The sequence below is a fragment of the Kitasatospora sp. NPDC051164 genome, assembly GCF_044455625.1.
Classification (GTDB): Bacteria; Actinomycetota; Actinomycetes; order Streptomycetales; family Streptomycetaceae; genus Kitasatospora.
Window position 1 is genome coordinate 177,296 of record NZ_JBITFB010000022.1, and the last position, 21,898, is coordinate 199,193.

17 protein-coding genes and 1 pseudogene are annotated in these 21,898 nt (G+C 72.8%); 11 read left to right on the top strand and 7 right to left on the bottom strand.

What is annotated here, in order from left to right:
* Window positions 1-267: 267 nt before the first annotated feature.
* Complete coding sequence (locus tag ACIBEC_RS30285; RefSeq protein WP_360502254.1) at window positions 268-699, bottom strand: hypothetical protein; 432 nt, start codon at window positions 697-699, stop codon at window positions 268-270.
* A gap of 368 nt (window positions 700-1,067) precedes the next feature.
* Here ACIBEC_RS30285 and ACIBEC_RS30290 point away from each other — a divergent pair, with 368 nt between their 5' ends.
* The 3 genes from ACIBEC_RS30290 (at window position 1,068) to ACIBEC_RS30300 (ending at window position 4,412) form a co-directional block, all read left to right on the top strand.
* Complete coding sequence (locus ACIBEC_RS30290; RefSeq protein WP_360502256.1) at window positions 1,068-1,400, top strand: carboxymuconolactone decarboxylase family protein; 333 nt, start codon at window positions 1,068-1,070, stop codon at window positions 1,398-1,400.
* 474 nt (window positions 1,401-1,874) lie between these two features.
* A complete protein-coding gene (locus ACIBEC_RS30295; protein WP_360502259.1) occupies window positions 1,875-2,771 on the top strand; it encodes a hypothetical protein in 897 nt (298 codons plus the stop codon).
* Window positions 2,772-3,071: 300 nt separating this feature from the next.
* Entirely contained in the window at window positions 3,072-4,412 is a 1,341-nt protein-coding gene (locus ACIBEC_RS30300) for a chloride channel protein (protein WP_360502262.1), read from the top strand.
* A 60-nt stretch (window positions 4,413-4,472) separates the two neighbouring features.
* Here ACIBEC_RS30300 and ACIBEC_RS30305 read toward each other — a convergent pair whose 3' ends face one another.
* Together ACIBEC_RS30305 and ACIBEC_RS30310 are read right to left on the bottom strand one after the other, a co-directional pair.
* A complete protein-coding gene (locus ACIBEC_RS30305; RefSeq protein ID WP_360502264.1) occupies window positions 4,473-5,063 on the bottom strand; it encodes a potassium channel family protein in 591 nt (196 codons plus the stop codon).
* 282 nt (window positions 5,064-5,345) lie between these two features.
* Window positions 5,346-6,356, bottom strand: coding sequence for an NAD-dependent epimerase/dehydratase family protein (locus tag ACIBEC_RS30310; RefSeq protein ID WP_360502267.1), 1,011 nt, complete (start codon window positions 6,354-6,356; stop codon window positions 5,346-5,348).
* 204 nt (window positions 6,357-6,560) lie between these two features.
* On the opposite strand from ACIBEC_RS30310, the gene ACIBEC_RS30315 reads away from it, so the two are divergent.
* Window positions 6,561-7,610 carry a cytochrome c oxidase assembly protein gene (locus tag ACIBEC_RS30315; protein ID WP_360502298.1) on the top strand — a complete coding sequence of 350 codons (1,050 nt, stop codon included), beginning with the start codon at window positions 6,561-6,563 and terminating at the stop codon, window positions 7,608-7,610.
* A 136-nt stretch (window positions 7,611-7,746) separates the two neighbouring features.
* Window positions 7,747-8,337, top strand: coding sequence for a YdcF family protein (locus tag ACIBEC_RS30320; RefSeq protein WP_360502270.1), 591 nt, complete (start codon window positions 7,747-7,749; stop codon window positions 8,335-8,337).
* A 150-nt stretch (window positions 8,338-8,487) separates the two neighbouring features.
* On the opposite strand, the gene ACIBEC_RS30325 is transcribed toward ACIBEC_RS30320, so the two are convergent.
* Window positions 8,488-10,707 carry an NADP-dependent isocitrate dehydrogenase gene (locus ACIBEC_RS30325; RefSeq protein ID WP_360502273.1) on the bottom strand — a complete coding sequence of 740 codons (2,220 nt, stop codon included), beginning with the start codon at window positions 10,705-10,707 and terminating at the stop codon, window positions 8,488-8,490.
* A gap of 345 nt (window positions 10,708-11,052) precedes the next feature.
* Between ACIBEC_RS30325 and ACIBEC_RS30330 the strand changes: the two genes are divergently transcribed.
* A complete protein-coding gene (locus tag ACIBEC_RS30330; protein ID WP_360502275.1) occupies window positions 11,053-11,358 on the top strand; it encodes an SAV_915 family protein in 306 nt (101 codons plus the stop codon).
* On the top strand, window positions 11,355-11,681 hold the full coding sequence (locus ACIBEC_RS30335) for a hypothetical protein (RefSeq protein ID WP_360502277.1): 327 nt from the start codon (window positions 11,355-11,357) through the stop codon (window positions 11,679-11,681). Before ACIBEC_RS30330 ends, ACIBEC_RS30335 begins: the two co-directional genes overlap by 4 nt.
* Before the next feature lie 9 nt (window positions 11,682-11,690).
* Here the strand turns inward: ACIBEC_RS30335 and ACIBEC_RS30340 are convergent, their stop codons facing one another.
* Together ACIBEC_RS30340 and ACIBEC_RS30345 are read right to left on the bottom strand one after the other, a co-directional pair.
* On the bottom strand, window positions 11,691-11,984 hold the full coding sequence (locus ACIBEC_RS30340) for a hypothetical protein (protein ID WP_360502300.1): 294 nt from the start codon (window positions 11,982-11,984) through the stop codon (window positions 11,691-11,693).
* A 229-nt stretch (window positions 11,985-12,213) separates the two neighbouring features.
* Window positions 12,214-12,585 (bottom strand): annotated as a pseudogene (locus ACIBEC_RS30345) (EamA family transporter); the annotation flags it as partial.
* 270 nt (window positions 12,586-12,855) lie between these two features.
* Here ACIBEC_RS30345 and ACIBEC_RS30350 point away from each other — a divergent pair.
* Complete coding sequence (locus ACIBEC_RS30350; RefSeq protein ID WP_360502280.1) at window positions 12,856-13,782, top strand: serine/threonine dehydratase; 927 nt, start codon at window positions 12,856-12,858, stop codon at window positions 13,780-13,782.
* A gap of 128 nt (window positions 13,783-13,910) precedes the next feature.
* Here the strand turns inward: ACIBEC_RS30350 and ACIBEC_RS30355 are convergent, their stop codons facing one another.
* Window positions 13,911-14,903 (bottom strand): phosphatase PAP2 family protein, encoded by a 993-nt coding sequence (locus tag ACIBEC_RS30355; RefSeq protein WP_360502282.1) that lies wholly within the window; start codon window positions 14,901-14,903, stop codon window positions 13,911-13,913.
* Window positions 14,904-15,303: 400 nt separating this feature from the next.
* On the opposite strand from ACIBEC_RS30355, the gene ACIBEC_RS30360 reads away from it, so the two are divergent.
* The 3 genes from ACIBEC_RS30360 to ACIBEC_RS30370 all read left to right on the top strand — a co-directional run.
* Window positions 15,304-15,513, top strand: a complete 210-nt coding sequence (locus tag ACIBEC_RS30360) for an MbtH family protein (protein WP_360268339.1) — start codon at window positions 15,304-15,306, stop codon at window positions 15,511-15,513.
* Between the two features lie 69 nt (window positions 15,514-15,582).
* A complete protein-coding gene (locus tag ACIBEC_RS30365; RefSeq protein WP_360502285.1) occupies window positions 15,583-16,947 on the top strand; it encodes a pyridoxal-phosphate dependent enzyme in 1,365 nt (454 codons plus the stop codon).
* A gap of 175 nt (window positions 16,948-17,122) precedes the next feature.
* Window positions 17,123-21,898, top strand: a 4,776-nt coding sequence (locus tag ACIBEC_RS30370; protein WP_360502288.1) for an amino acid adenylation domain-containing protein, incomplete at its 3' end; no start/stop codon positions are given.

The window sequence follows — 21,898 nt, forward strand, 5'->3', positions numbered from 1 at the left end:
CCACGCCCCGCGCCCGCCCAACCCTGAACCACCCGATCGGGGGCGATCAGGGCGACGCGCAGCACACCGCGACGTCATTGGCCACTTCTGCCGACCGGCTCCAGCAGCTCGATCACCGTCGGGAGCAGGCCGCCGAAAGCGTCCGAAGCCGGTGCCGGGGACGTCCAAGGGAAACCCTCGGGCCCAGCACCGGCTTTTGGTGGGTCTGCGCGCTCCGCCGATCCGCGGAGGGATCGGGAGGGCCCGGCCCGGCTGGGATCTGCGTTCCTAGGCTCGGGTCTCCTGTCGGTGGGTTCCGGCCGTCAGCGCCCAGATGACGAAGATGTCGATGGCGATCATGACCAAGGCCCAGAACGGGTAGTAGGGCAGCCACAGGAAGTTGGCGATCATGTTCAATCCTGCCGCGGTCACACCGAGTATCCGTGCCCACATCGCGCCGGTGAAGAGCAGGAAGCCCGCCACCACGATCACGAGGCCGAGGATGAGGTGCAGCCATCCCCAGCCGGTGACGTCGAACTTGTAGACGTAGTTGCCGGTGATCACATAGCGCTCATCGTTGACGATGGCGCCGATTCCCTCGAGGATCGCCATCGTTCCGCCGAAGATCATCATGCAGGCTGCGAAGAGGGTCCAGCCGCCCGCGAAGGGCTTCCGGCTGACTTGATTACCTTCCGACGCTCGGCTGACGTTGCTGGCCATGTTCGGCTCCTTGGGAGAGAAACCGTCGCCGTTTCCGTGCGACCTGGTCAGAGATCCGGCCTCCATTACCAAGTTGCCACGATCGCGACACGGCGGCTACTCGCGCACTGCCCCAGCCCTTCGTCGGGCCCGAGAGAACGATCACCGGGTCCACTAGTCGGAACCTGCACATCCTCCTGGCCTTCCGCGGGGCCCGGAGATGGTGGGTCACCCGATCGAGTCACTGCACCCGGGTGATCCACTCGGTCGGCCCACTGTCCGTGCGGGCAGTCCGGAGGTTGCCTACGGTCGGACCGGGCGGCCTTCGGACGCCCCGGTCTGGGCAGGCAGCGCAGACTGAAGCCCAGCGACACCTGGAGATGGCAGACATGCCCACCACCTCTGAGACGCCCGTTCTCGACACCCTCATGGCCATGACCGCCGATTCGATCGAGCGGTGCGGACTGGCCCCCGACATGCTGATCCTCACCCGCATCGCGGCGCTGGCCGCGATGGACGCACCTGCGCTCTCCTACCTCGCGCACCTCGAACCGGCGATGAAGGAGCACATGACAGCCAGTCAGCTGCAGGACGTGCTGGTCGCGATCGCGCCGATCGTCGGCACCGCCCGCGTGATGTCGGCCGCGACCCACATCACCGAGGCGCTCGGGGTCGCCATCGCGGTGGCCGACGCGGGAATCGAGAACCAGGGCGGCATGTAGCACGCCGCGACTGCGGTGCATGTCGTTCTTCAAACCGTTTGCCGTGGCGGTGATCCCGGACGGCGGAGGAACCGGTCAGCCGGCCGCCGCCCGGGGTGGGGGACGACCACGATCACGCAAGGGATCGGGTCGGAGTGAAGCACGGATCGCGAACCTGGGGGTGAAGTGCTCGAACTTCCACACCACCGCGCTGCGTTCGCTGACCCGGGCCGCGCTGCTGACCGGCCGCACCGCGCCCTCGAACGGGATGGCGACGATCGCCGAGTTTCAGTTCCGGCTTCCCCGGCGGCTGAGACGCGCATCTGCTCGAGCCAGAGCGCAACGCCGTGGTGGCGGGACAGCGGGATCGACCGAGGCCTTTGAGTCACCTCCAACACGTCAAAGGCGCCACCCCTGTTTGCGGCGCCGCGGTGAGAGGCTGGTCGTGTGGAGGAACCTCCCCTCGATGGCCCGGAATCCGCACTGTCCCGTCAAGTGCTGCGGGCAGCCCTGGCGGACCCTGGCCACCTGCCCGAACTGCTCGCCAATTTCGCCGTCCACCATCTCGGGCGGCGCGCCGGCGCCTCGGTCGCCCGCGCGCGCGACCAGCATCCCGACGCCGGTGACGCCGAGCTGTGCGTCATGGTGATCACACGGGGCCGGCGGGTCAGCCAGAGCGAGGGCGCATTCGTGGGCGGCCCGTTCATGGCGCTCGTCCCGCTCGCGTTCTGCAGCGCGCTGCTCACACAGAGCCGGATGATGCTGGAGTTGGCGGCGGTCGCGGGGCGGGAGCCCACCGATGGCGCACGGGCGGCTGAGCTGCTCGTGATCCAGGGCGTGTACCAGGACGAGGAGCAGGCCCGGGCCGCGCTCGAGGCCGCCGCGGCGACGCGAACCGATACCCCTCCCGGCCGTATCGCAGCCCTGTGGAGGGTGGTGAAACGGATGGCCTACCTGCTCGGCGTGGTTACCCCCGAGCAACGGCCGACGTCGACCGCCGCCCGCGTCGGGCAGTGGATCCTGCTCGCGGTGGTCCTCCTCATCGGACTGGTAGCCCCGCTGATCTGGTTGCCCTACCTCGGTTACTCCTACCACCGTGCGACCCAGGAACTCGGTAAGCGAGCCCGGGCGTACTACCACGGCGACGCCACCACCGCGCCGTCGGAGTCGGACCACGCCACCCGGGCCCGGCCCGCGCTCGTGGGCTCCGGCCTCAGGACAGTGCTCTCGCTGCTGCTGCCGATCGGTGCGGTGATGCTCGTGGTCGCCACCGACGCCAAGCTCGCGGGCAGCCGGTACCCGCTGCTCCTGGTCGCGCTGGTCACGCTGTCCGGTGTAGTCGGTGCGCTCTGGTACCTGCGCCACCGACACGTGCGCCGACCGGCGGACTGACCCCGCTGCACCGGGGTGGGCGGGGTCCCGTGTACCACCGGCTGCAGACGCGGCTCACCCGCGTGGCGTTTCCACCGCGCCGGATGCCGTCGGCGTCCGCGATGATCGGAGGAACACCTCCCCGCCGGCTGTGGGGCGGCCCTGCGATTCCCGTCACCCGGCAGGGGCTCGGCGCCGCGTGACCGCAGAAACCGCTGCCGCGCCCGGAGGGCCGACACCGACAGGACGGTCGGAGCTTCGCGACCCAGGGTCGCCTGACCGGTTCTCCCGGCGGGCCGGACGCCGAGGAGACGGTACGCCATGCCCGCCGAGCCCGCTGCCCCGCAGGACCCCTTCGCGGTCGTCCGCAGCCGCGAGTACGTCGCGCTGCTGGTGATGGCGGCCGTGCTGGGCGTGCCGATCTCGGCCGCTGCGTACGGCTTCCTCGCCCTCGTCTCCGAACTCCAGTCCCTGGTCTACGACGACCTGCCCAAGGGCCTCGGCTTCAGCGGAACGCCGAACTGGTGGGCCGTGCCCGTGCTCGCCGTCTCCGGCGTCCTGGTCGCCCTCACCATCCGGCAGCTTCCCGGGCGAGGCGGGCACGAGCCGGCCGACGGGCTCAAGACCGGCGGCATCCCATCCGTGGCCACGGTGCCCGGGGTCGCCCTCGCCGCGATCGCCTCGCTCAGCCTCGGCGTCGTCCTCGGCCCGGAGGCCCCACTGATCGCGCTCGGCGGCGGCCTGGCCGTCGGCGCGATCCGACTGCTCAAACGCGACGCCCCTCCCAACGCCCTCGCCGTCATCGGCGCGGCGGGCAGCTTCGCGGCGATCAGCGAACTCCTCGGCTCGCCCATCCTCGGCGCGTTCCTGCTGATGGAGGCCTCCGGCCTGGCCGGGCCGATGCTCGGCGTCGTCCTGGTGCCCGGCCTGCTCGCCGCCGGCATCGGCTCGCTGATCTTCACCGGCCTGGACTCCTGGACCGGCCTGGGCACCTACTCCCTGTCGCTGACTCACGTACCACCCGCCGACCGGCCCACCCTCGCCGCGTTCGGCTGGGCGGTCCTCGCAGGCCTCGCCGCCCCGGTCCTCGGCGAGGTGATCCGCCGCTTGGCCCTGCGCCTGAGAACACACGTCGAGCCGCGAAGGGTGCCGATCACCGCGCTGATCGGCGTGCTCATCGGAGTACTCGCCCTGCTCTACACCAGCATCACCGACAAACCGATCTCCGGAGTGCTGTTCTCGGGCGAGAGCACCATCGGCCCCCTCCTGGCCGACCAGGCCGGCTACTCGGTCGGCACACTGCTGTTGCTGGTCGTGTTCAAGTCGCTCGCCTACATCGCGTCGCTCAGCGCCTTCCGCGGCGGCCCGGTCTTCCCGTCCCTGTTCGTGGGCGGCGCGGGCGGCCTGGCCATGTCCCACCTGCCCGGCCTCGACACCACCACGGGCTTCGCCATCGGGGTGGGCGCGCTGAGCGTCGCCATGCTCAAACTCCCGATGACCTGCGTCCTGCTGGCCACCCTGCTGCTCGGCTCCCAGGGGCTCACCGTGATGCCACTGGTGATCGTCGCGGTGGTGGTCTCCTACGTAGGGACCCAAAGACTCGCGGGACGGGCGACCGGTGCCACCGTCAAACCCGGGCCCCCGGGGACGCCCGCCCCCTGACACATCCGCGGTCGGTTGACGACGACCCCGACAAAGCGGTCCCGGGCTGCTTACCCCTCGTCATCCCGACGGCCGTGGCCGGCCGGTGCCGTCGTCGGTGTCCGCGCCGCCGGGAGGCGGGGCGAAGTCGGGGAAGACCGGCCGATTACCCCGGTTGAGTCCCACGTTGACGGCGCCCAGGATGACGCGCGCGGCGATGCCGACGAAGACCAGGTCCCCGAGCATCTGCAGGACGACCAGCGCTCTGGCCGCCTCGCTCTTGGGGACGATGTCGCCGAAGCCCACGGTGGAGAGCACCGTGACGGTGAAGTACACGGAGTCCATCCGCGTCAGGGGGTCCGTGAAGGACCCGGATTGGCTCCGCGCCGCGAGGTAGTAGGTCGTCGCGAACAGGAGGATGAACAGCGGGACGCTCGTGGCCAGCGCCTCGATGGCTTTGAGCCGAGGGTAAGGGGACCGGATGATCGACCGTGTCTGCCAGGCGACGAGCGCGGACACCATGAGCAGCCCGGCGATGAGACCCACCGCCGTGGCCGCCCCGAAGGGCTCGTCCAGCGGCAGCAGAAAGTACGCCGCCACCAGGATGGCCGCGGTCAGCACCGACCGCATGAGTACCCACAGGAGGAGAACGCGGCGCTTGCGCTTGGACATATCCTCCGGCCCGGACGGTCGCCTCATGCCGGTTCCCGTGAGCCCCAGGACCGGAATGTCAGTCGGTCGATCCTCATAGAAGCCAGCATGCAGACTCCGCACGGCTTTCCGGGATTGCCGCCGGTGTGTTCCCGGCCGATTCCTCCGACCGGTAGGCCACGACCTTGCTCGATCCCCAGCACAGCCTGGTCACCAGCCGCCAGGCCTACCGCCCGCAACGTCGCCGACTTCGCCGCCGGGCGGCGCAGTGAGGACACCCTCCTCCCGGCCTACGGGACTGACCTAGCCGTCCTGGCCGAGTGCCTCGCGGTACCACGCGGCGGCCTGCGGGAGGCGGGCGAGCGGGCCGGGGCCGGGCGGGCAGGCGGCCAGGCGCCAGATGTCCTCGCTGCGGTACCAGTGGTCGCGGACGATCATGCCGAACTGGCGCTCGGAGACCCGACCGGGCACGGCGGCCAGCAGTCGGCGGCACTCGTCCCACGGGACGTCCGGCACGTCCGGGCCGTCCAGGGCGGGCAGCAGGCCGAGGGCGGCCAGGGCCGCGAGCAGGTCACCGGAGCGGACCGGGTCGGGGTGGGAGGCGTGGTGGACACCGGGCGGGACGGCGTGGTCGTCCAGGGCGAGCGCGGTGACCAGCCGGGCCAGGTCGGTGCGCTCCACCACCGAGAGCCGGGCCGCGCCGCCCGCCCAGCGCACCGGCACCCGGCGGACCAGCTCGGCCAGGGCCGGCACCACCCAGCGGTCCCCCGCCCCGGTCACCAGCCCGGGGCGCAGCACGTACGCGCCGGCGTCCAGGGCGTGGCGCTCGCCGAGCAGCCGGGTACGGCTGGCCTCGGACACCGGGGCGGGCGACACCTCGTCCACCGCGATGCCCGCGTGCGGGCCCTCGCCGTACACCGCGGCCGTCGAGAGGTGGACGATCCGGCGCACCCCGGCGCGGGTGGCGGCCGCCATCAGCGCGGCCGTGCCCCGGACGTTCGCCGCCTCGCACTCCTCGGCGCAGCCGTCGACCCGGGAGGCCAGGTGGACCAGCACTCCGGCGCCCTCGCAGAGCTCCGCCAGGACCGCCCCGTCGGTGAGGTCGCCCGGCACCCAGGTGGTGCCGGGGGCGGGGTCCTCCGGCACCCGGCGGGCCAGCGCGCGCACCGGTACGCCGCGCGCCGCGAGGGCCGCCAGGACCCCGGAGCCGATGAAACCGGTCGCCCCGGTCAGCGCGACGGTGGTCCGCGCCGCGGCTCCCCGTTCCGTCGCCGCCGTGTCTGCTTCCGTCGCCGTACGTGGCTCCGTCGCCATGTCTGGGCCTCCCTGCCGACCGGCCGGTCAGTCTAGCCAGCGGGCCGTCCGGTGGGCAGACACCCCGTACGGAGGGGGGTGGGGGCACAGCCCGTGGTAAGGCCCACCTAGGCTGTAGGCCAAGCAAAAGGGGCGAACCGGACCCGCACCGGGGGCCACGAGGACGGAAAGCAGGACCCGCCGATGGGCGACGGAATGTCAGGCATGCACCACCACGGCGGGATGACCCAGCTAGGACCGTTCACCTTCTCCAACGTCTGGACCTGGTCCCCGGACTGGGTGTTCCTGCTCGGCGGCCTGGTCGCCCTGGGGCTCTACGCGGCGGGCGTGGTCCGGCTGTACCGGCGCGGCGACCGCTGGCCGATCAGCCGGATGGTCGGCTGGGCGGTCGGCGTCGGCACCCTGCTGCTGGTCACCTGCAGCGGGCTGAACGACTACGGCATGGTGCTGTTCAGCGCGCACATGATCCAGCACATGGTGCTCTCCATGCTGACGCCGATCCTGCTGCTGCTGGGCGCCCCGATCACCCTGGCGTTGCGCGCGCTGCGCCCGGCCGGCAAGGGCCGCCCGCGCGGGCCGCGCGAGCTGCTGGTGGCGCTGCTGCACAGCCGGTACGTCCGGATCATCTCGCACCCGGCGTTCACCATCCCGCTGTTCATCGCGAGCCTGTACGGGGTCTACTTCACCCCGCTGTTCGACTTCCTGATGCAGTACCGCCTCGGGCACATCTTCATGATGGTGCACTTCCTGTTCGCCGGTCTGGCCTTCTTCTGGCCGATCATGGGCGTGGACCCGGGCCCGCACCGGCCCGGCCACGTGATGCGGATCATCGAGCTGTTCATGGGGATGCCGTTCCACGCCTTCTTCGGCGTGGCGGTGATGATGGCCAGCCACCCGCTGGTCACCACCTTCACCACGGAGGGGTCGCCGCCCGGGACGAAGCTGCTGGAGGACCAGAAGCTGGCGGGCGGCATCACCTGGGCGTTCGGCGAGATCCCGACCGCGATCGTGCTGATCGCCCTGGTCTACCAGTGGATGGGCTCCGAGCAGCGGCAGGCCCGCCGCCGCGACCGCGCCGAGGACCGGTCCGGCGACGCCGAGCTGGAGGCGTACAACGCCTACCTGGCCTCACTGCACAAGCGCGACCGGCGACCGGGGGCGGGCGCGGTCCCGGGTGCGCCGGGCGCCTCGACGGCTCCCTCGACTACGGCGGCTCCGGCCGCTTCGGCAACTCCGGCGGCCGAGGCGGGCTGAGCACCCGCGCCGCTCCGGAACCCCCGCTCCGGAACCCCCGTTCCCGGGAACCCCCGCTCCATCTCCGGAACGGGGGTTCCGCCGTTCCCGGGCCGGGCGCCGGAACGGTGGTTCCGCGGTACGCGTTCGAACGGATATGCACGTCCTGCTGATCGGCGCCGTCCTGCTCTGCGGGTACGTCCTGCTCTGGCTGCTCGGTTTCCTCGGCTTCGCACTGCTGCACCGGCGCCGCCGGCCCGTGCCGGTCGGCTCCGACTTCCTGGTCGTCCTGGGCGCGGCGCTGGACGGCTGTGAGCCCGGGCCCACGCTGGCGGCCCGGCTGGACGCCACGCTGGAACGATTCGCCGCCGAGGAAGCCGCCGGGTACGCCCCGCTGGTCCTGGTGACCGGCGGCAAGGGCCCGCACGAGCAGTGCACCGAGGCCGCCGCGATGGCCCGCTACCTGATCGCCCGGGGCGTCCCGGCCGAGCGGATCCGGCGCGAGGAGCGGGCCGTGAACACCACCGAGAACCTCCGGTTCAGCGCCGCCCTGATGGCCGCCGAGCGCCCCGGCTACCGGTGCACGGTGGTCACCAGCGGCTTCCACGCCGTCCGCTCCGCGCTCGCCGCCCGCCGGGCCGGTGCGACCGCCGAGGTGCTCGGCGCGGACGGACCGCTGGCGCACGGCCCGTACCTGCTGCTGCGGGAGGCCGTCGGTACCGCGCTGACCCTGCTCGGCCGCATCTGAGCCGGAGACCGGCCCCCGGCCGAGGGCCGGAGGCCGGGGGAACGCGGGGCCGGGGACGCGGGGAGGCCCCCGGGTCCGCTCGCACGGACCCGGGGGCCTCCCGGTGGTTCAGCTCGGCTCGGCTCGGCTCAGTGCAGAGCCCGACCGGGTTCAGCCGAGGCTGGCGAGCGCCTCGTTGAGGGTCTTCGACGGGCGCATCACGGCCGCGGCCTTGGCCGGGTCCGGCTGGTAGTAGCCGCCGAGGTCGACCGCCGAGCCCTGGACGGCGATCAGCTCGTCCACGATGGTCTGCTCCTGCTCGGTCAGCGTCTTGGCCAGGCCCTCGAAGGCCTGGGCGAGCTCGGCGTCGGCGGTCTGCTTGGCCAGCTCCTGGGCCCAGTAGGTGGCCAGGTAGAAGTGGCTGCCGCGGTTGTCGATGCCACCGAGGCGGCGGCTCGGCGACTTGTCCTCGTTGAGGAAGGTGCCGGTGGCGCGGTCCAGGGTGTCGGCCAGCACCTGGGCGCGGGCGTTGCCGGTGGTGGTGGCCAGGTGCTCGAAGCTGGCGGCCAGCGCGAAGAACTCGCCGAGGCTGTCCCAGCGCAGGTAGTTCTCCTTGACCAGCTGCTGGACGTGCTTCGGGGCGGAGCCGCCGGCGCCGGTCTCGAACAGGCCACCGCCCGCCATCAGCGGGACGACCGACAGCATCTTGGCGCTGGTGCCCAGCTCCAGGATCGGGAACAGGTCGGTCAGGTAGTCACGCAGCACGTTGCCGGTCACCGAGATGGTGTTCTCGCCGCGGCGGATGCGCTCCAGCGAGAACTTGGTGGCCTCGACCGGGGACTTGATCTCGATCTGCAGGCCGGTGGTGTCGTGCTCCGGCAGGTAGGTCTTGACCTTCTCGATCAGCACCGCGTCGTGGGCGCGGGTCTCGTCCAGCCAGAACACCGCCGGGTCGCCGGTGGCGCGGGCGCGGGAGACGGCCAGCTTGACCCAGTCCTGGATCGGCAGGTCCTTGGTCTGGCAGGCGCGGAAGATGTCGCCCGGCTGGACGGCCTGCTCCAGCACCACGTTGCCGTCGGCGTCGACCAGGCGGACGGTGCCGGCGGCCTCGATCTCGAAGGTCTTGTCGTGCGAGCCGTACTCCTCGGCCTTCTGCGCCATCAGGCCGACGTTCGGCACCGAGCCGATGGTGGCCGGGTCGAGGGCGCCGTTGGCGCGGCAGTCGTCGATGACGGCCTGGTACACGCCGGAGTAGCTGCTGTCCGGCAACACGGCGAGGGTGTCGGCCTCCTGGCCGTCCGGGCCCCACATGTGGCCGGAGGTGCGGATCATGGCCGGCATCGAGGCGTCGACGATGACGTCGCTCGGCACGTGCAGGTTGGTGATGCCCTTGTCGGAGTCGACCATGGCCAGGGCCGGGCCCTCGGCCAGCTCGGCCTCGAAGGAGGCCTTGATCTCCGCGCCGTTCGGCAGCGCGTCCAGGCCGGCCAGGATGCCGCCGAGGCCGTTGTTCGGGTTCAGGCCGGCGGCGGCCAGCGCAGCGCCGTGGGCGGCGAAGGTCTTCGGGAAGAAGACGCGCACGACGTGGCCGAAGATGATCGGGTCGGAGACCTTCATCATGGTGGCCTTGAGGTGCACCGAGAACAGCACGCCCTCGGCCTTGGCACGGGCCACCTGGGCGGCCAGGAACTCGTTGAGGGCGGCGGCGCGCATCACGGAGGCGTCGACGACCTCGCCGGCCAGCACCGGCACCTTCTCGCGTAGCACGGTGGTGGTGCCGTCCTCGCCGACCAGCTCGATGCGCAGGGCACCGTCGGCCGCGACCACGGCGGACTTCTCGGTGGACCGGAAGTCGTTCTCGCCCATGGTGGCGACGTTGGTCTTGGAGTCGCCCGTCCAGGCACCCATGCGGTGCGGGTGGGTCTTGGCGTAGTTCTTGACCGACAGCGGCGCGCGGCGGTCCGAGTTGCCCTCGCGCAGGACCGGGTTGACGGCGCTGCCCTTGATCTTGTCGTAACGGGCGCGGACGTCCTTGTCCTCGTCGGTCTGCGGGTCGTCCGGGTAGTCCGGCAGGGCGTAGCCCTGGGCCTGCAGCTCGGCGACGGCGGCCTTCAGCTGCGGCACGGAGGCCGAGATGTTCGGCAGCTTGATGATGTTGGCGCTCGGGGTCTTGGCCAGCTCACCCAGCTCGGACAGGGCATCGCCGATCCGCTGCGCCTCGGTCAGACGCTCCGGGAAGCTCGCGATGATCCGCCCGGCCAGGGAAATGTCGCGGGTCTCCACCCGTACACCCGCGGTCGAGGCATACGCCTGGACCACCGGCAGGAACGAGTAGGTCGCCAGGGCCGGAGCCTCGTCGGTGTGCGTATAGATGATGGTCGAGTCAGTCATCGGTACTCCGCTTCACGTCTCCAACGTCTTGACGTCAAGATATCTCGTCACGGGCCCCTCGCTCCACCGCCCCCCGCCCCGGAGCGCACGCCGGTCTCCCCGAGGGCGCTCCCGCGGCCGTGACCAGGGGCAGAATCCACGGTCGTCCGAGCCGGGACGCACGGCAAACGGAGCACCATCCGCCGGCGGTGTCGTCCATCCGGGTGAGCCGAACGTCAGGAGTGCGTCAACGCACCACCCCATTCGGTCAACGCTGCGTCAGGACCGGCGACCCCCGGGGCGAACCGCCCTAGCGTCGAGGAAGCAGTTCCGGCAGGAACCACCACCCCACCCGGGAGCATCCGCATGGCCCGCGTCGTCTGGCACGTACCGGTCACCACCTCCGGCACCGGCAGCACCACCGCACTCCGCCTCTTCCGCCTGCGCGACGGCCGCCGCTGTGCGGTCGGATTCTCCAGCCCCGAAGCCCTCGCCGCCCTCCTCGGACCGGACCAGGCCCACACCGAACTCGGCGAACCCGCCCTGCGCGGCCTCACCGCCCCGCTCGGGGTGACCACCCTGGTCCTGGACCCGAGGCTGGTCGCCCCGCCCGTCTCCACCCCCGCCGCACCGCCCGCCCCGGCCCCGACCGCTCAGCTCCAGCACCGGTGACGGCCCCGCTCCAGCTCGTCCCGGGAGGCCTGGCCCCCGACAGCCACCTGCGGCCGGCCCGGTCCCTGCACGCGATCGCCCGGGTCAGCCACGGCCCGGTCCCGCTGGACTTCGACCGGCTCGCGGCCGAGTTCCCGGCCGTCCAGAGCGGCCTCGCCCTCGCCGGCGAAGCCGACCTGGAGCTCCGGCTCGCCTGCACCGGCCCGGAGGAGTTACGGACGATCGCCGCCGCCCTGCACCGCGCGGGCGCTGCCAGCGTCCGCATCGACCTGGTCCTGCGCGCCCTCACCCCGACGCCGGTGACCCTGCGGCCGGTGCCGTGAGGAGCGTGTTCACTCCTCGCCAGGGCGCGGGTCCGGGTTGATCGCCTGGCCGTCGACGGGCTGGCCCCAGGTGTCGTCGCCGAGCGCGTCGACGCAGTAGCCGCTGCCCTCGACGTGCCCGCCCGCACCCCGGCACTGCTCGGCGGTGACGTCCCGGAGCCCGGTCGCCGACGCCGGAACAGCCGCGGCGGCGACCGTGGCACCGGCGGCGCTGGTGAGCAGGACGGTGGTGAGCAGGACGGTGGTGGGCAGGACGGCGGACGCGGTCGTGACGGCCACCCGGGCCAGGCGTGAGCGGTTCATGCGGACCACCACAGCACGGCCACACGCCCCCGGCGACCACAGGAGCCCGCCCGGGTGGCCGGCCGCGTGGCCGGCGGGGTGGCCGCCGGGCACGGCCACCCCGGCGGGCTACCCGCGGGCCAGCGCCCCGATCGCCGCGAGCAGCAGCGCCGAGCCCAGCAGCAGTCCCGCCGTGACAGGCTCGCCCAGGAACAGCACGCCGATCACCGCCGCCGTCGCCGAGCAGCAGGTGCGCGCCGAGGCTGGTGAGCACCGGGCCGGCGCCGATGGTGATCAGGGTGCCCAGCCCCAGGCCCGCGTAGCGCACGGAACCGAAGTAGGCGCACTGGCTGACCGCCAGGCCGAGCCCGGTCAGCACGGCGGCTCCGGGCCGGGCGGCTCCGGGCCGGGCGGCTCCCCGCTCGGCTTGGCGTTCGCCGGTCGGCAGCAGGGCCAGGCAGAGCGCCGCGACGCCGAAGCGCCAGCAGGAGACGGCCACCGGGCCGAGGCCGCTGGTGCGCATCAGCAGCGCGGCCACGGCTCCCCCCACGCCCCAGGCGACGGCGGCGGCGGAAATGGACAACAGGCCGTGCCGGAAGGGCACGGCGGTGTACGAGGTCATGCGTCGGTACTCCACGATGAATGGCCGGTTCAGGTCCGCTGGGTGCGCGGGCGGCAGTCATCGCCCCGCCTGCGGGCGGAATCCCGCCGAGCCGGGGTGGGTGGAGTGGGCCGCCCGCTAGCGGGCCGGCGGAGGGAGGATCACGTGACGCATGGGCCCAGCGTACGCCGTTGGTGCCCGTGATCTTCCGCCGGTCCGGCCGCGCGACGTACCGTCGGCCGTGAACGGAACGCCCCTGTTGACGGCCCCTCGGCGAAGGAGCAGAACGCGATGGACCAGCTGACGTACGACGAGGTCGAGGCCGCCGGGCAGCGGATCGCCGGGCGGGTGCGCCCGGTGGCGGTGGCGCCCGGGGACGACGGCGGACGGACCTGGCTGGCGCTGGAGTTCCTGCAGCACACCGGCAGCTTCAAGGCGCGCGGTGCGCAGAACTTCCTGCTCGCGCACGCCGGGGCGGGCACCCTCCCGGACGCCGGGGTCACCATCGCCTCGGGCGGCAACGCCGGGCTGGCCTGCGCCTGGGCGGCGCGCGAACTCGGCGTCCGGGCAACGGTGTTCCTGCCGGAGACGGCGTCCCCGGTGAAGCTGGCGCGGCTGCGCTCCTACGGCGCCGAGGTACGGCTGACGGGCCGCGAGTACGCGGAGGCGCTGGCGGCGTGCGAGGAGTTCGCGGCGGGCAGCGGGGCGCTGGCCTCGCACGCGTACGACCACCCGCTGATCGCCGCCGGCGCGGGGACCGTCCTGGCGGAGATCCGCGCCCGAGTGCCCGGGCTGGACACCGTGGTGGTGTCGGTGGGCGGCGGCGGGCTGTTCGCCGGCGTGGCCGTGGCGGCGCGCGAGCACGGCATCCGGGTGCTCGCCGTGGAGCCGACCGGCAGCCGCGCCCTGAACGCCGCGCTGGCGGCGGGCCGCCCGGTGGACGTGCCGGTGTCCTCGGTGGCCCAGGACGCCCTCGGCGCCCGGCGCGCCACCGCGCTGGCCGTCGGCGCCGCCGGGCACGAGGGCGTCCGCTCCGTCCTGGTGGACGACGAGGCCATCGTGCGCGCTCGCCGGCAGCTGTGGGACGAGCGCCGGATCGCCGTCGAGTACGCGGCCTCGACCGCCCTCGCCGCCCTCGGCCAGGCCGACGGCGAGCGCATCGCCGTCCTCCTCTGCGGTGCCAACACCGACCCGTCCGACCTGGTGGACCGGGTGTAGGCGGGTCCGGACGCGATCGGCGGACCCTCCCATCGGGCCGGTCGGCCGGTCGGCTGGCAGCTGGTCGGCTGGTCGGCTGGCGGGCCGCCGGTCCGGGCCCACCGGCCGCCTGTGGTCAGAAAGTTGGGCTACCGGCGAGAGCCGGCCTCGCCCGGCACGGGCCGCCGCTCGCTCGCGCGCGGGCCGGCGGCGGGCTGCCAGGAGTCCGGGATCCGCGGGAACTGGTAGGCCCAGCGGTGGAAGACGAACCGGGCGGCGACGAAGCCCACGCCCAGGCAGACCCCACCGCCGACCGCGTCCAACCAGAGGTGGTTCGCGGTGGCGATGATCACAGTCAGCGTGAACAGCGGGTACAGCAGTCCCAACGCCCGCAGCCAGGCCCGCCTGGCCAGGTAGAACACCGTCAGCCCGCACCAGAGCGCCCAGCCGAAGTGCATCGACGGCATTGCGGCGTACTGGTTGGAGATGCTCGCTCCCGCGCCCGAGGCCAGCGAGCCCCAGGTGTGGTGCGCGGTCACCGTGTCGATGAAGTCGGGCAGCATCCGCGGCGGGGCCATCGGGAAGACGTAGTAGCCGACGAGGGCGATGCCGGTGCCTCCGGCCAGCGCGGTGCGGACCGCCGGGTACCGGCCGGGGTGGCTGCGGTAGAGCCAGACCAGGACGGCGATGGTGATGATGAAGTGCAGTGTGGCGTAGTAGTAGTTCATCCCGACGATCATCCAGGTCACCGAGTCGATGCCGTGGTTGACCGAGCGCTCGAAGGCCAGGCCGAGGCTCCGCTCCAGGTCCCACACCAGGTTCGCGTGCGCCTTGGCGGTCTCGGCGTGCTGCGGCACCGCGTTGCGCACAAGGTTGTAGACCCAGTAGCTGATCCCGATGAGCGCCAACTCGAACCAGAGGCGCGGCCGGACCGGACGGAGCCGGCGGGCGGCGATCCGGCCGCGCAGCGTGCGCGGACCGTCCGGCGCGGCGAGGCCGCCCGTCCCGCCCGTCCCGCCCGTCCCGTCCGTCCCGTTCGCCGCCCCGCCGGGTGACTGCCCCTCGAATTGGGGGGAACTACCGCTGGGGTAAGGCGAGTTGTGCTCGGCACCGGATGCGTGGCTGTCGGTCGGTAACCTCATGGGTAAGAAGTCTGCCAGACGATCCGTGACCGTCCGATCATCCACTCGGCGGGTTTTCGTCACCGGCCGTACGCCCGCAGTGGTACGGGACTTCACCGCCGAGCCGATCGCACCGATCCCCCGTCCGCTCCGCCAGCGGACCTCATTTCCGCCGTATTGCACAGCATTTCACACCAGGTCACGGCCATCGCGACCGGCTCGCCCGCGACTTGACGACGGGAAGGGTCTCCACGCTCCGTTCACGCCTCCCGACAGCAATCCGCACTTCCCCTTTCGGGCCCGGATGAGTAAGACTGGAGTACGGACCGGGCGGGGGCAGGTCCGTCCGGATCAGGGATCCACCTCCGCCATGTCCGCATTGTCCATCCGGCTTGCCGGTTATGCGAGAAAAGGTGACGCGGTGACGAACCCCTTCGAGGACCCCGAGGCCAACTACCTGGTTCTGGTGAACGACGAGGGCCAGCATTCGCTCTGGCCGGTCTTCACGGAAATTCCGGCCGGGTGGCAGCAGGTGTTCGGCGAGGCCGGACGCCAGGAGTGCCTGGACTACATCGAGAACTCCTGGACCGATATGCGTCCGAAGAGCCTCATCTCGGCCATGGAGCAGTAGCTTCCGGCCCGGCCCGAAGAAATTCAGCTTGCAGTACCGGCCACGGCCGGTAGCAACGGGGAGAAAGCCATGGAGCACGGCGGGCACTACACGGTTGTCTGCACTCGATGCGGTTTACGACTCGGGGACGACGGGCTGATCTCGGCCTGCCCCGGGTGCCGTGACAATTCACTGCTGCGGACCGAGTACACCGCCGGCTCACTGGCTGACGCGGTCGCGGCCGCCCCGGCGGCCTCCGGCCTCTTCCGCTACCGCGACTGGCTCCCGGTGATCCGTGAGGTGCCCGGGGCGAGCCTGCCGGCGGTGCACCGATGTCGCGGTCTCGGCGCCGCCCTGGGACTCAGCGACCTCTGGATGGCCTTCAGCGGCTACTGGCCGGAACGCGGCTGCCGCATGGACTCCGGAACCTTCAAGGAACTGGAGGCCTTCTCCGTCCTGGGCCGGGTCCCGCAGGACGCGGGCATCATGGTCGTGGCCTCCGCCGGGAACACCGCGGCCGCGTTCGTCCGGGCCACCGAACAGTTCGACTTCCCCTGTGTGCTGGTGGTCCCCGAGCGCGCCCTGCCCGGCCTGGCGCTCGCCGGAACCGGCCCGCAGGTGCGGATCGTCGCCGTCAAGGGCGGCGGCTACAACGACGCCATCACCTACAGCCAGGGCATCCTGGCCACCGGCGCACCCTTCTTCCCCGAGGGCGGAGTCCGCAACGTCGCCCGGCGCGACGGCCTCGGCGTGGTCATGCTGGCCGCGTACGAGCGACTGGGCCGACTGCCCGACTACTACGTCCAGGCCGTCGGCAGCGGCACCGGCGCGATCGCCGCGCACGAGGCGGCCCGGCGGATCGCCGCCACCACGGGCGGCACCCCGCCGCGCACCCTGCTCTGCCAGAACACCGGCTTCGCCCCGCTGCACCGGCTCTGGCTCCAGGAGCGCGCCGGCGCGGCCGAGTCGCTGCCGTCTCCCACTCCGGTTCCTCCCGTTGCTGCGACTCCGGCTCCCACGCCGGTCTCGGCGCCGACTCCGCTCTCGCGTCCGGTCGCGCCGTCGACCGTCGACGTCCACGCCCCCGAACTCGTCAACGCGACACCGCCGTTCGGGGTCCGCGGCGGCGTCCGAGACCTGCTGGCCGACACCTCGGGCGAGGTCCTGCTGGCCGACACCCCGGCCGCGCTCGCCGCGGCCGCGCTGTTCGAGGAGACCGAGGGCATCGACATCGAGCCGGCCGCCGCCGTGGCGGTGGCCTGCCTGCGACGCGCGGTGGCCGAGCGGCGGATCCCGCGTGACGCGCGGATCCTGCTCAACATCACCGGTGGCGGCCGCCGCCGCGCCCGCGCGGAACGCGAAGGCAGCGCCCAGCTCCCGAACGCCTCCCTCGTCGGGGCCGAGGACGACCCGGCGGTCACGGCAGCCATGCTGCTCGACTCGCTGGCCCGGTGACGGCGAGCCCGACCGGGCGCTGCCCCCCCCATCCAAGCCTCACACCGCCCCAGGCGCCGCCCCGGCGCCGCGAGGGCGGTCACACACGTGCGCCGCCCGACCGCCCGGCCGGGCAGCGTTGGAACCTTCGGGCCGACGGCCCGGGGCGATCCCAGACGAACCGGAGTTCCAGCACATGTCGCCTTCCCAGCCCGAGTACCTGCCCCTGCTTTCCGGCCAGGCCGGAATGTGGTTCGCGCAGCAGCTGGACCCGGCCAGCCCTGCCTACCAGGTCCACGAGTACGTGGAGATCCACGGGCCGGTCGACCCGCAGCTGTTCGAGCGCGCCCTCCACCGGGCCGTCCTCGACTGCCAGACGCTGCGTCTGCGACTGGTGACGGGCGGTCAGGATCTGCGCCAGTTCGTCGAGCCCGACCCGGCCTGGCGGTTCGTCCCGGTCGACGTCAGCAGTGAGGCCGACCCGTGGGAGGCGGCGCTGAGCTGGATGCGCACCGAGTACCTCCGGCCGTACGACCTGGAGACCGGCCCCGCCTGCGCCTTCGCCCTGATCCGGCTGGCGCCCGACCACTACATCTGGTCGCTGCGGGCCCACCACGCGATGGGCGACGGCCACAGCGGCCCGCTCTTCGCCGCCCGGGTCGCGGAGGTCTACAGCACCTGGGCGGAGGGCCGGACCCTGCCCGAGGAGAGCGGGATCCCGCCGTTCGCACGACTGGTGGAGGTCGAGGCCGAGTACCGCGCCTCCGCCCAGTTCGCGGCGGACCGCCAGTACTGGCAGGACCGGCTCGCCGACCGGCCGACCGCCGTCAACTTCGCCGGCCGGTTCGCCCCCACCTCGCACACCCACCTGCGCCACGCGCGCCGACTGGACTCCGAGTACATGGCCACGCTGCGCACCTCGGCGCGCCGACTCGGAGTCAGCTGGACCGTCCTGGTGCTCGCCGCCGCGGCCGCCTACACCGCCCGGGTGACCGGCAGCGGCGACGTGGTCCTCGGCTTCCCGGTCGGCGCCCGGTCCGGGGAGGTCGCCCGGACCACCCCGGGCGTGGTCAACAACGTGGTGCCCCTGCGCCTGACCGTCGACCCGCGGGAACCGCTCTCCGCGCTGATCAAGCAGACCAGCCGCGCCGCCCGGGAAGCCCTGCGCCACCAGCGCTACCGCTACGAGGAGATCCGTCGCGACCTCGGGCTGGTCGCCTCCAGCGGGCAACTGTTCGGCCCCACGGTCAACATCCAGTCCTTCGACTACAACCTGGACTTCGGCGGCCACCCGAGCACCACCCACAACCTCAGCAGCGGCCCGGTCGAGGACCTCAACATCCTGATCTACGACCGGCAGACCGGCGACGGCGCCGGGCTCGTCGTCGACGCCAACCCGGCGCTCTACCAGCCGGCGGAGATCGCCGCCCACTGCCGCCGGTTCCAGCATTACCTCGCCGCCCTGGCGGCCGCCGACGGCACCCTGCCGCTGCGCGAGGTCGAACTGCTCGACGCGACGGAGCGGCAGCAGGTCCTGACCGAGTGGAACGACACGGCCGTCGAGCCGCCGTCGGCCACCCTGCCCGCACTGTTGGAGGCCCAGGCCGCCCGCACCCCGGAAGCGGTCGCGCTGGTCTGCGGCGAGCGGGAGCTCTCGTACCGGGAGCTCAACACCCGGGCCAACCGGCTGGCACACCTGCTGATCCGGCGCGGCGTCGGCCCGGAGTCGCTGGTCGCGGTCTGCCTGGAGCGCTCGCCCGAGCTGGTCGTCGCGCTACTCGCCGTGCTCAAGGCCGGCGGCGCCTACCTGCCCATCGACCCCGACTACCCCGCCGACCGCATCGCCTACACCCTGGCGGACGCCCGGCCGGTCGTCGTGCTGGCCTCCGAGAACACCGCAGCGACCGTGCCGGCAGGCGGGATCCCCGTCGTGCCACTGGACCGGATCGAGCCGGCCACCGGGGACGACACCGAGCCGGACGCTGCGGGCGCCGACCCGGACACTGCCGACCCGGACGACGCCGACCCGGCCGTGGCCGTGCTGCCGGCCCATCCGGCGTACGTGATCTACACCTCCGGCTCCACCGGACGCCCCAAGGGCGTGGTGGTGCCGGGCGGGGCACTGGTCAACTTCCTGGCCGCGATGCAGCGCCGGTTCGCCCTCGGCCCCGCGGACCGGCTGCTCGCGGTGACCACGGTCGCCTTCGACATCGCCGCGCTCGAGCTCTACCTGCCCCTGGTCCACGGCGCCCGGGTGGTGCTGGCCCCGCGCGCGACCGTACGGGACCCGCGCGCGCTGCGGGAGCTGGTGACGGCCGCCGGGGTGACGGCGATGCAGGCCACGCCGAGCCTCTGGCACGCGCTGACCGCCGAGGCCGCGGGCGTCGAGCCTTCGGGCGTCGAGGCCGCGGGCGTCGAGGCTGTCGAGGCCGCCGGCGGCGAGCTGGCCGGTGTTCGGGCGCTGGTCGGCGGTGAGGCGCTGGACAGCGGACTGGCCCGGACCCTGGCGGCCCGCACCGCGGGCGTGACCAACCTCTACGGCCCCACCGAGACCACCATCTGGTCCACCGCCCACGAGGTCGGCGGCAAGCACGGCGAGGTACTGCCGATCGGGCAGCCCATCGACAACACACGGGCCTACGTGCTCGACGAGGCCCTGCGCCCGGTTCCGGCCGGTGTGACCGGCGAGCTGTACCTCGCGGGCACCGGCCTGGCGCGCGGCTACCTCGGCCGCCCCGGCCTGACCGCCGAACGCTTCGTCGCCTGCCCGTACGGCGCCCCCGGCGAGCGGATGTACCGCACCGGCGACGTGGTCCGCTGGAGCGCCGACGGGGAGCTGGAGTTCCTCGGCCGTGCCGACGACCAGGTGAAGATCCGCGGCTTCCGTATCGAACTCGGCGAGGTCCAGGCCGCCGTGGCGTCCTGCCCTGGTGTCGCGCAGGCCGCCGTGGTCGTGCGCGAGGAGGCCCCCGGCGACCACCGGCTGGTCGGCTACCTGGTGGCGGAGCACGGCGCGGACGCGGCCGCGCTGCCCGCCCTGGCCCGGGCGACGGCCGCCGAGCGGCTGCCGGACTACATGGTGCCGTCGGCCGTGGTGCTGCTGGAGGCACTCCCGCTGACGGCCAACGGCAAGCTCGACCGCAAGGCCCTGCCCGCCCCGGACTACGCGGCCGCGGGCGGCGGCGCCGGACGCGCGGCGGAGAACCTGCCGGAGGAGATCCTCTGCGCGCTCTTCGCCGAGGTCCTGGGCCTGCCCTCGGTCGGGGTCGAGGACAGCTTCTTCGACCTCGGCGGCCACTCGCTGCTCGCCACCCGCCTCGGCAGCCGGGTGCGATCCGCCCTGGGGGCCGAACTCCCGCTCCGCACTCTCTTCGAGGCGCCGACCCCCGCCGCGCTGGCGCGGCAGCTGGACACCGGCGCGGTGCTGCGACCGCCCGTGGTGGCCACCGGCGATCGGCCCGAGCGGGTGCCGCTGTCCTACGCCCAGCAACGGCTCTGGTTCCTCGGACAGCTGGCGGGATCGACCGCCGACTACAACATCCCTGCGGCCCTGCGGCTTTCCGGCCCGCTGGAGCAGGAGTCCCTGGCGGCGGCACTGCGTGACGTGATCGAGCGGCACGAGGTGCTCAGGACCGTCTACGCCGCGGTCGACGGCGAACCCGTGCAGCGGGTACTGCCGATCGAGGAGGTCCCGTTCGCGCTGACCGTCGAACAGGTCGGCGGCGAGGAGGAGTTGGCCGCCGCGGTCCACCGCTCGGCCGAGCAGCCCTTCGACCTGGCGACGGAACCGCCGCTGCGGGCCGCACTCTTCGCGCTGGCGCCCGAGCGGCACGTCCTGGTGCTGACGCTCCATCACATCGCGGGTGACGGCTGGTCATTCGGTCCGTTGGGGCGGGATCTGTCGGCCGCGTATGCGGCGCGGTTGGGCGGCCAGGCGCCCGCGTGGGCGCCGCTGCCGGTGCAGTACGCGGACTACACGCTCTGGCAGCGGGAGCTGCTGGGGTCGGAGGAGGACGCCGAGGGCCTGCTGGCACGGCAGTTGGGGTACTGGCGGGAGACGCTGGGCGACCTGCCGGAGGAGCTGACGCTCCCCTTCGACCGGCCGCGCCCGGCCGTCGCCTCGAACCGGGGGGAGACGGTCGAGCTGACCGTCCCCGCCGAACTGCAGGCGGGGCTGCTGAAGCTGGCCCGGACGGAGGGCGTCACGTCCTTCATGGTGCTGCAGACGGCGCTGGCGGTGCTGCTCTCGCGGCTCGGTGCCGGCGAGGACATCCCGATCGGCACGCCGATCGCCGGCCGTACCGACGAGGCGCTGGACGAGCTGGTCGGCTTCTTCGTCAACACCCTGGTCCTGCGCACCGACCTGAGCGGCGCCCCGACCTTCGCCGAGCTGCTGGGCCGGGTCCGCGAGACCGGTCTCGGTGCCTTCGCCCACCAGGACGTGCCGTTCGAGCGCCTCGTCGAAGAGCTGGCACCCGTGCGCTCGATGGCCCGGCACCCGCTCTTCCAGGTCATCCTCGCAGTTCAGAACACCGTTGAAGCGCGCCTCGAACTCCCGGGCGTGGACATCGAGTTGTCGACTGCCGGGGAGCCGAAGGCGAACTTCGACCTCGCCTTCGAGGTCCGCGAGCGGTACACGGCCACGGACGCACCGGACGGGCTGGCGGTCCGAATCACGTTCGCGGCGGAGTTGCTCGACCGGGCGTCGGTGGAGGTCCTGGGACGACGGTGGCTGCGGGTCCTGGAGGCCCTCGCCACCGATCCGTCACAGCCCGTCCACGCCGTGCAGCTGCTCGACGCCGAGGAGCGGCACCTGCTGCTGGACACCTGGGCCACCCGCCCAGCCCTTGCCCCCGCCGCGCAGGGCACGCTCAGCAAGCACTTCGAGGCCCAGACCGCCCGCACCCCCGACGCCATCGCCCTCACCGACGGCGACCAGCAGATCACCTACCGCCAGTTGAACGAGCGCGCC

Excerpts from the sequence above, each read along its gene's own strand:
- ACIBEC_RS30365 (WP_360502285.1), top strand. The coding sequence starts at position 15,583 with ATGGAGCACGGCGGGCACTACACGGTTGTCTGCACTCGATGCGGTTTA.
- ACIBEC_RS30315 (WP_360502298.1), top strand. The coding sequence starts at position 6,561 with ATGCACCACCACGGCGGGATGACCCAGCTAGGACCGTTCACCTTCTCC.
- ACIBEC_RS30285 (WP_360502254.1), bottom strand. The coding sequence starts at position 699 with ATGGCCAGCAACGTCAGCCGAGCGTCGGAAGGTAATCAAGTCAGCCGG.
- ACIBEC_RS30320 (WP_360502270.1), top strand. The coding sequence starts at position 7,747 with ATGCACGTCCTGCTGATCGGCGCCGTCCTGCTCTGCGGGTACGTCCTG.
- ACIBEC_RS30300 (WP_360502262.1), top strand. The coding sequence starts at position 3,072 with ATGCCCGCCGAGCCCGCTGCCCCGCAGGACCCCTTCGCGGTCGTCCGC.
- ACIBEC_RS30310 (WP_360502267.1), bottom strand. The coding sequence starts at position 6,356 with ATGGCGACGGAGCCACGTACGGCGACGGAAGCAGACACGGCGGCGACG.
- ACIBEC_RS30340 (WP_360502300.1), bottom strand. The coding sequence starts at position 11,984 with ATGAACCGCTCACGCCTGGCCCGGGTGGCCGTCACGACCGCGTCCGCC.
- ACIBEC_RS30290 (WP_360502256.1), top strand. The coding sequence starts at position 1,068 with ATGCCCACCACCTCTGAGACGCCCGTTCTCGACACCCTCATGGCCATG.
- ACIBEC_RS30325 (WP_360502273.1), bottom strand. The coding sequence starts at position 10,707 with ATGACTGACTCGACCATCATCTATACGCACACCGACGAGGCTCCGGCC.
- ACIBEC_RS30355 (WP_360502282.1), bottom strand. The coding sequence starts at position 14,903 with ATGAGGTTACCGACCGACAGCCACGCATCCGGTGCCGAGCACAACTCG.
- ACIBEC_RS30330 (WP_360502275.1), top strand. The coding sequence starts at position 11,053 with ATGGCCCGCGTCGTCTGGCACGTACCGGTCACCACCTCCGGCACCGGC.
- ACIBEC_RS30305 (WP_360502264.1), bottom strand. The coding sequence starts at position 5,063 with ATGTCCAAGCGCAAGCGCCGCGTTCTCCTCCTGTGGGTACTCATGCGG.
- ACIBEC_RS30350 (WP_360502280.1), top strand. The coding sequence starts at position 12,856 with ATGGACCAGCTGACGTACGACGAGGTCGAGGCCGCCGGGCAGCGGATC.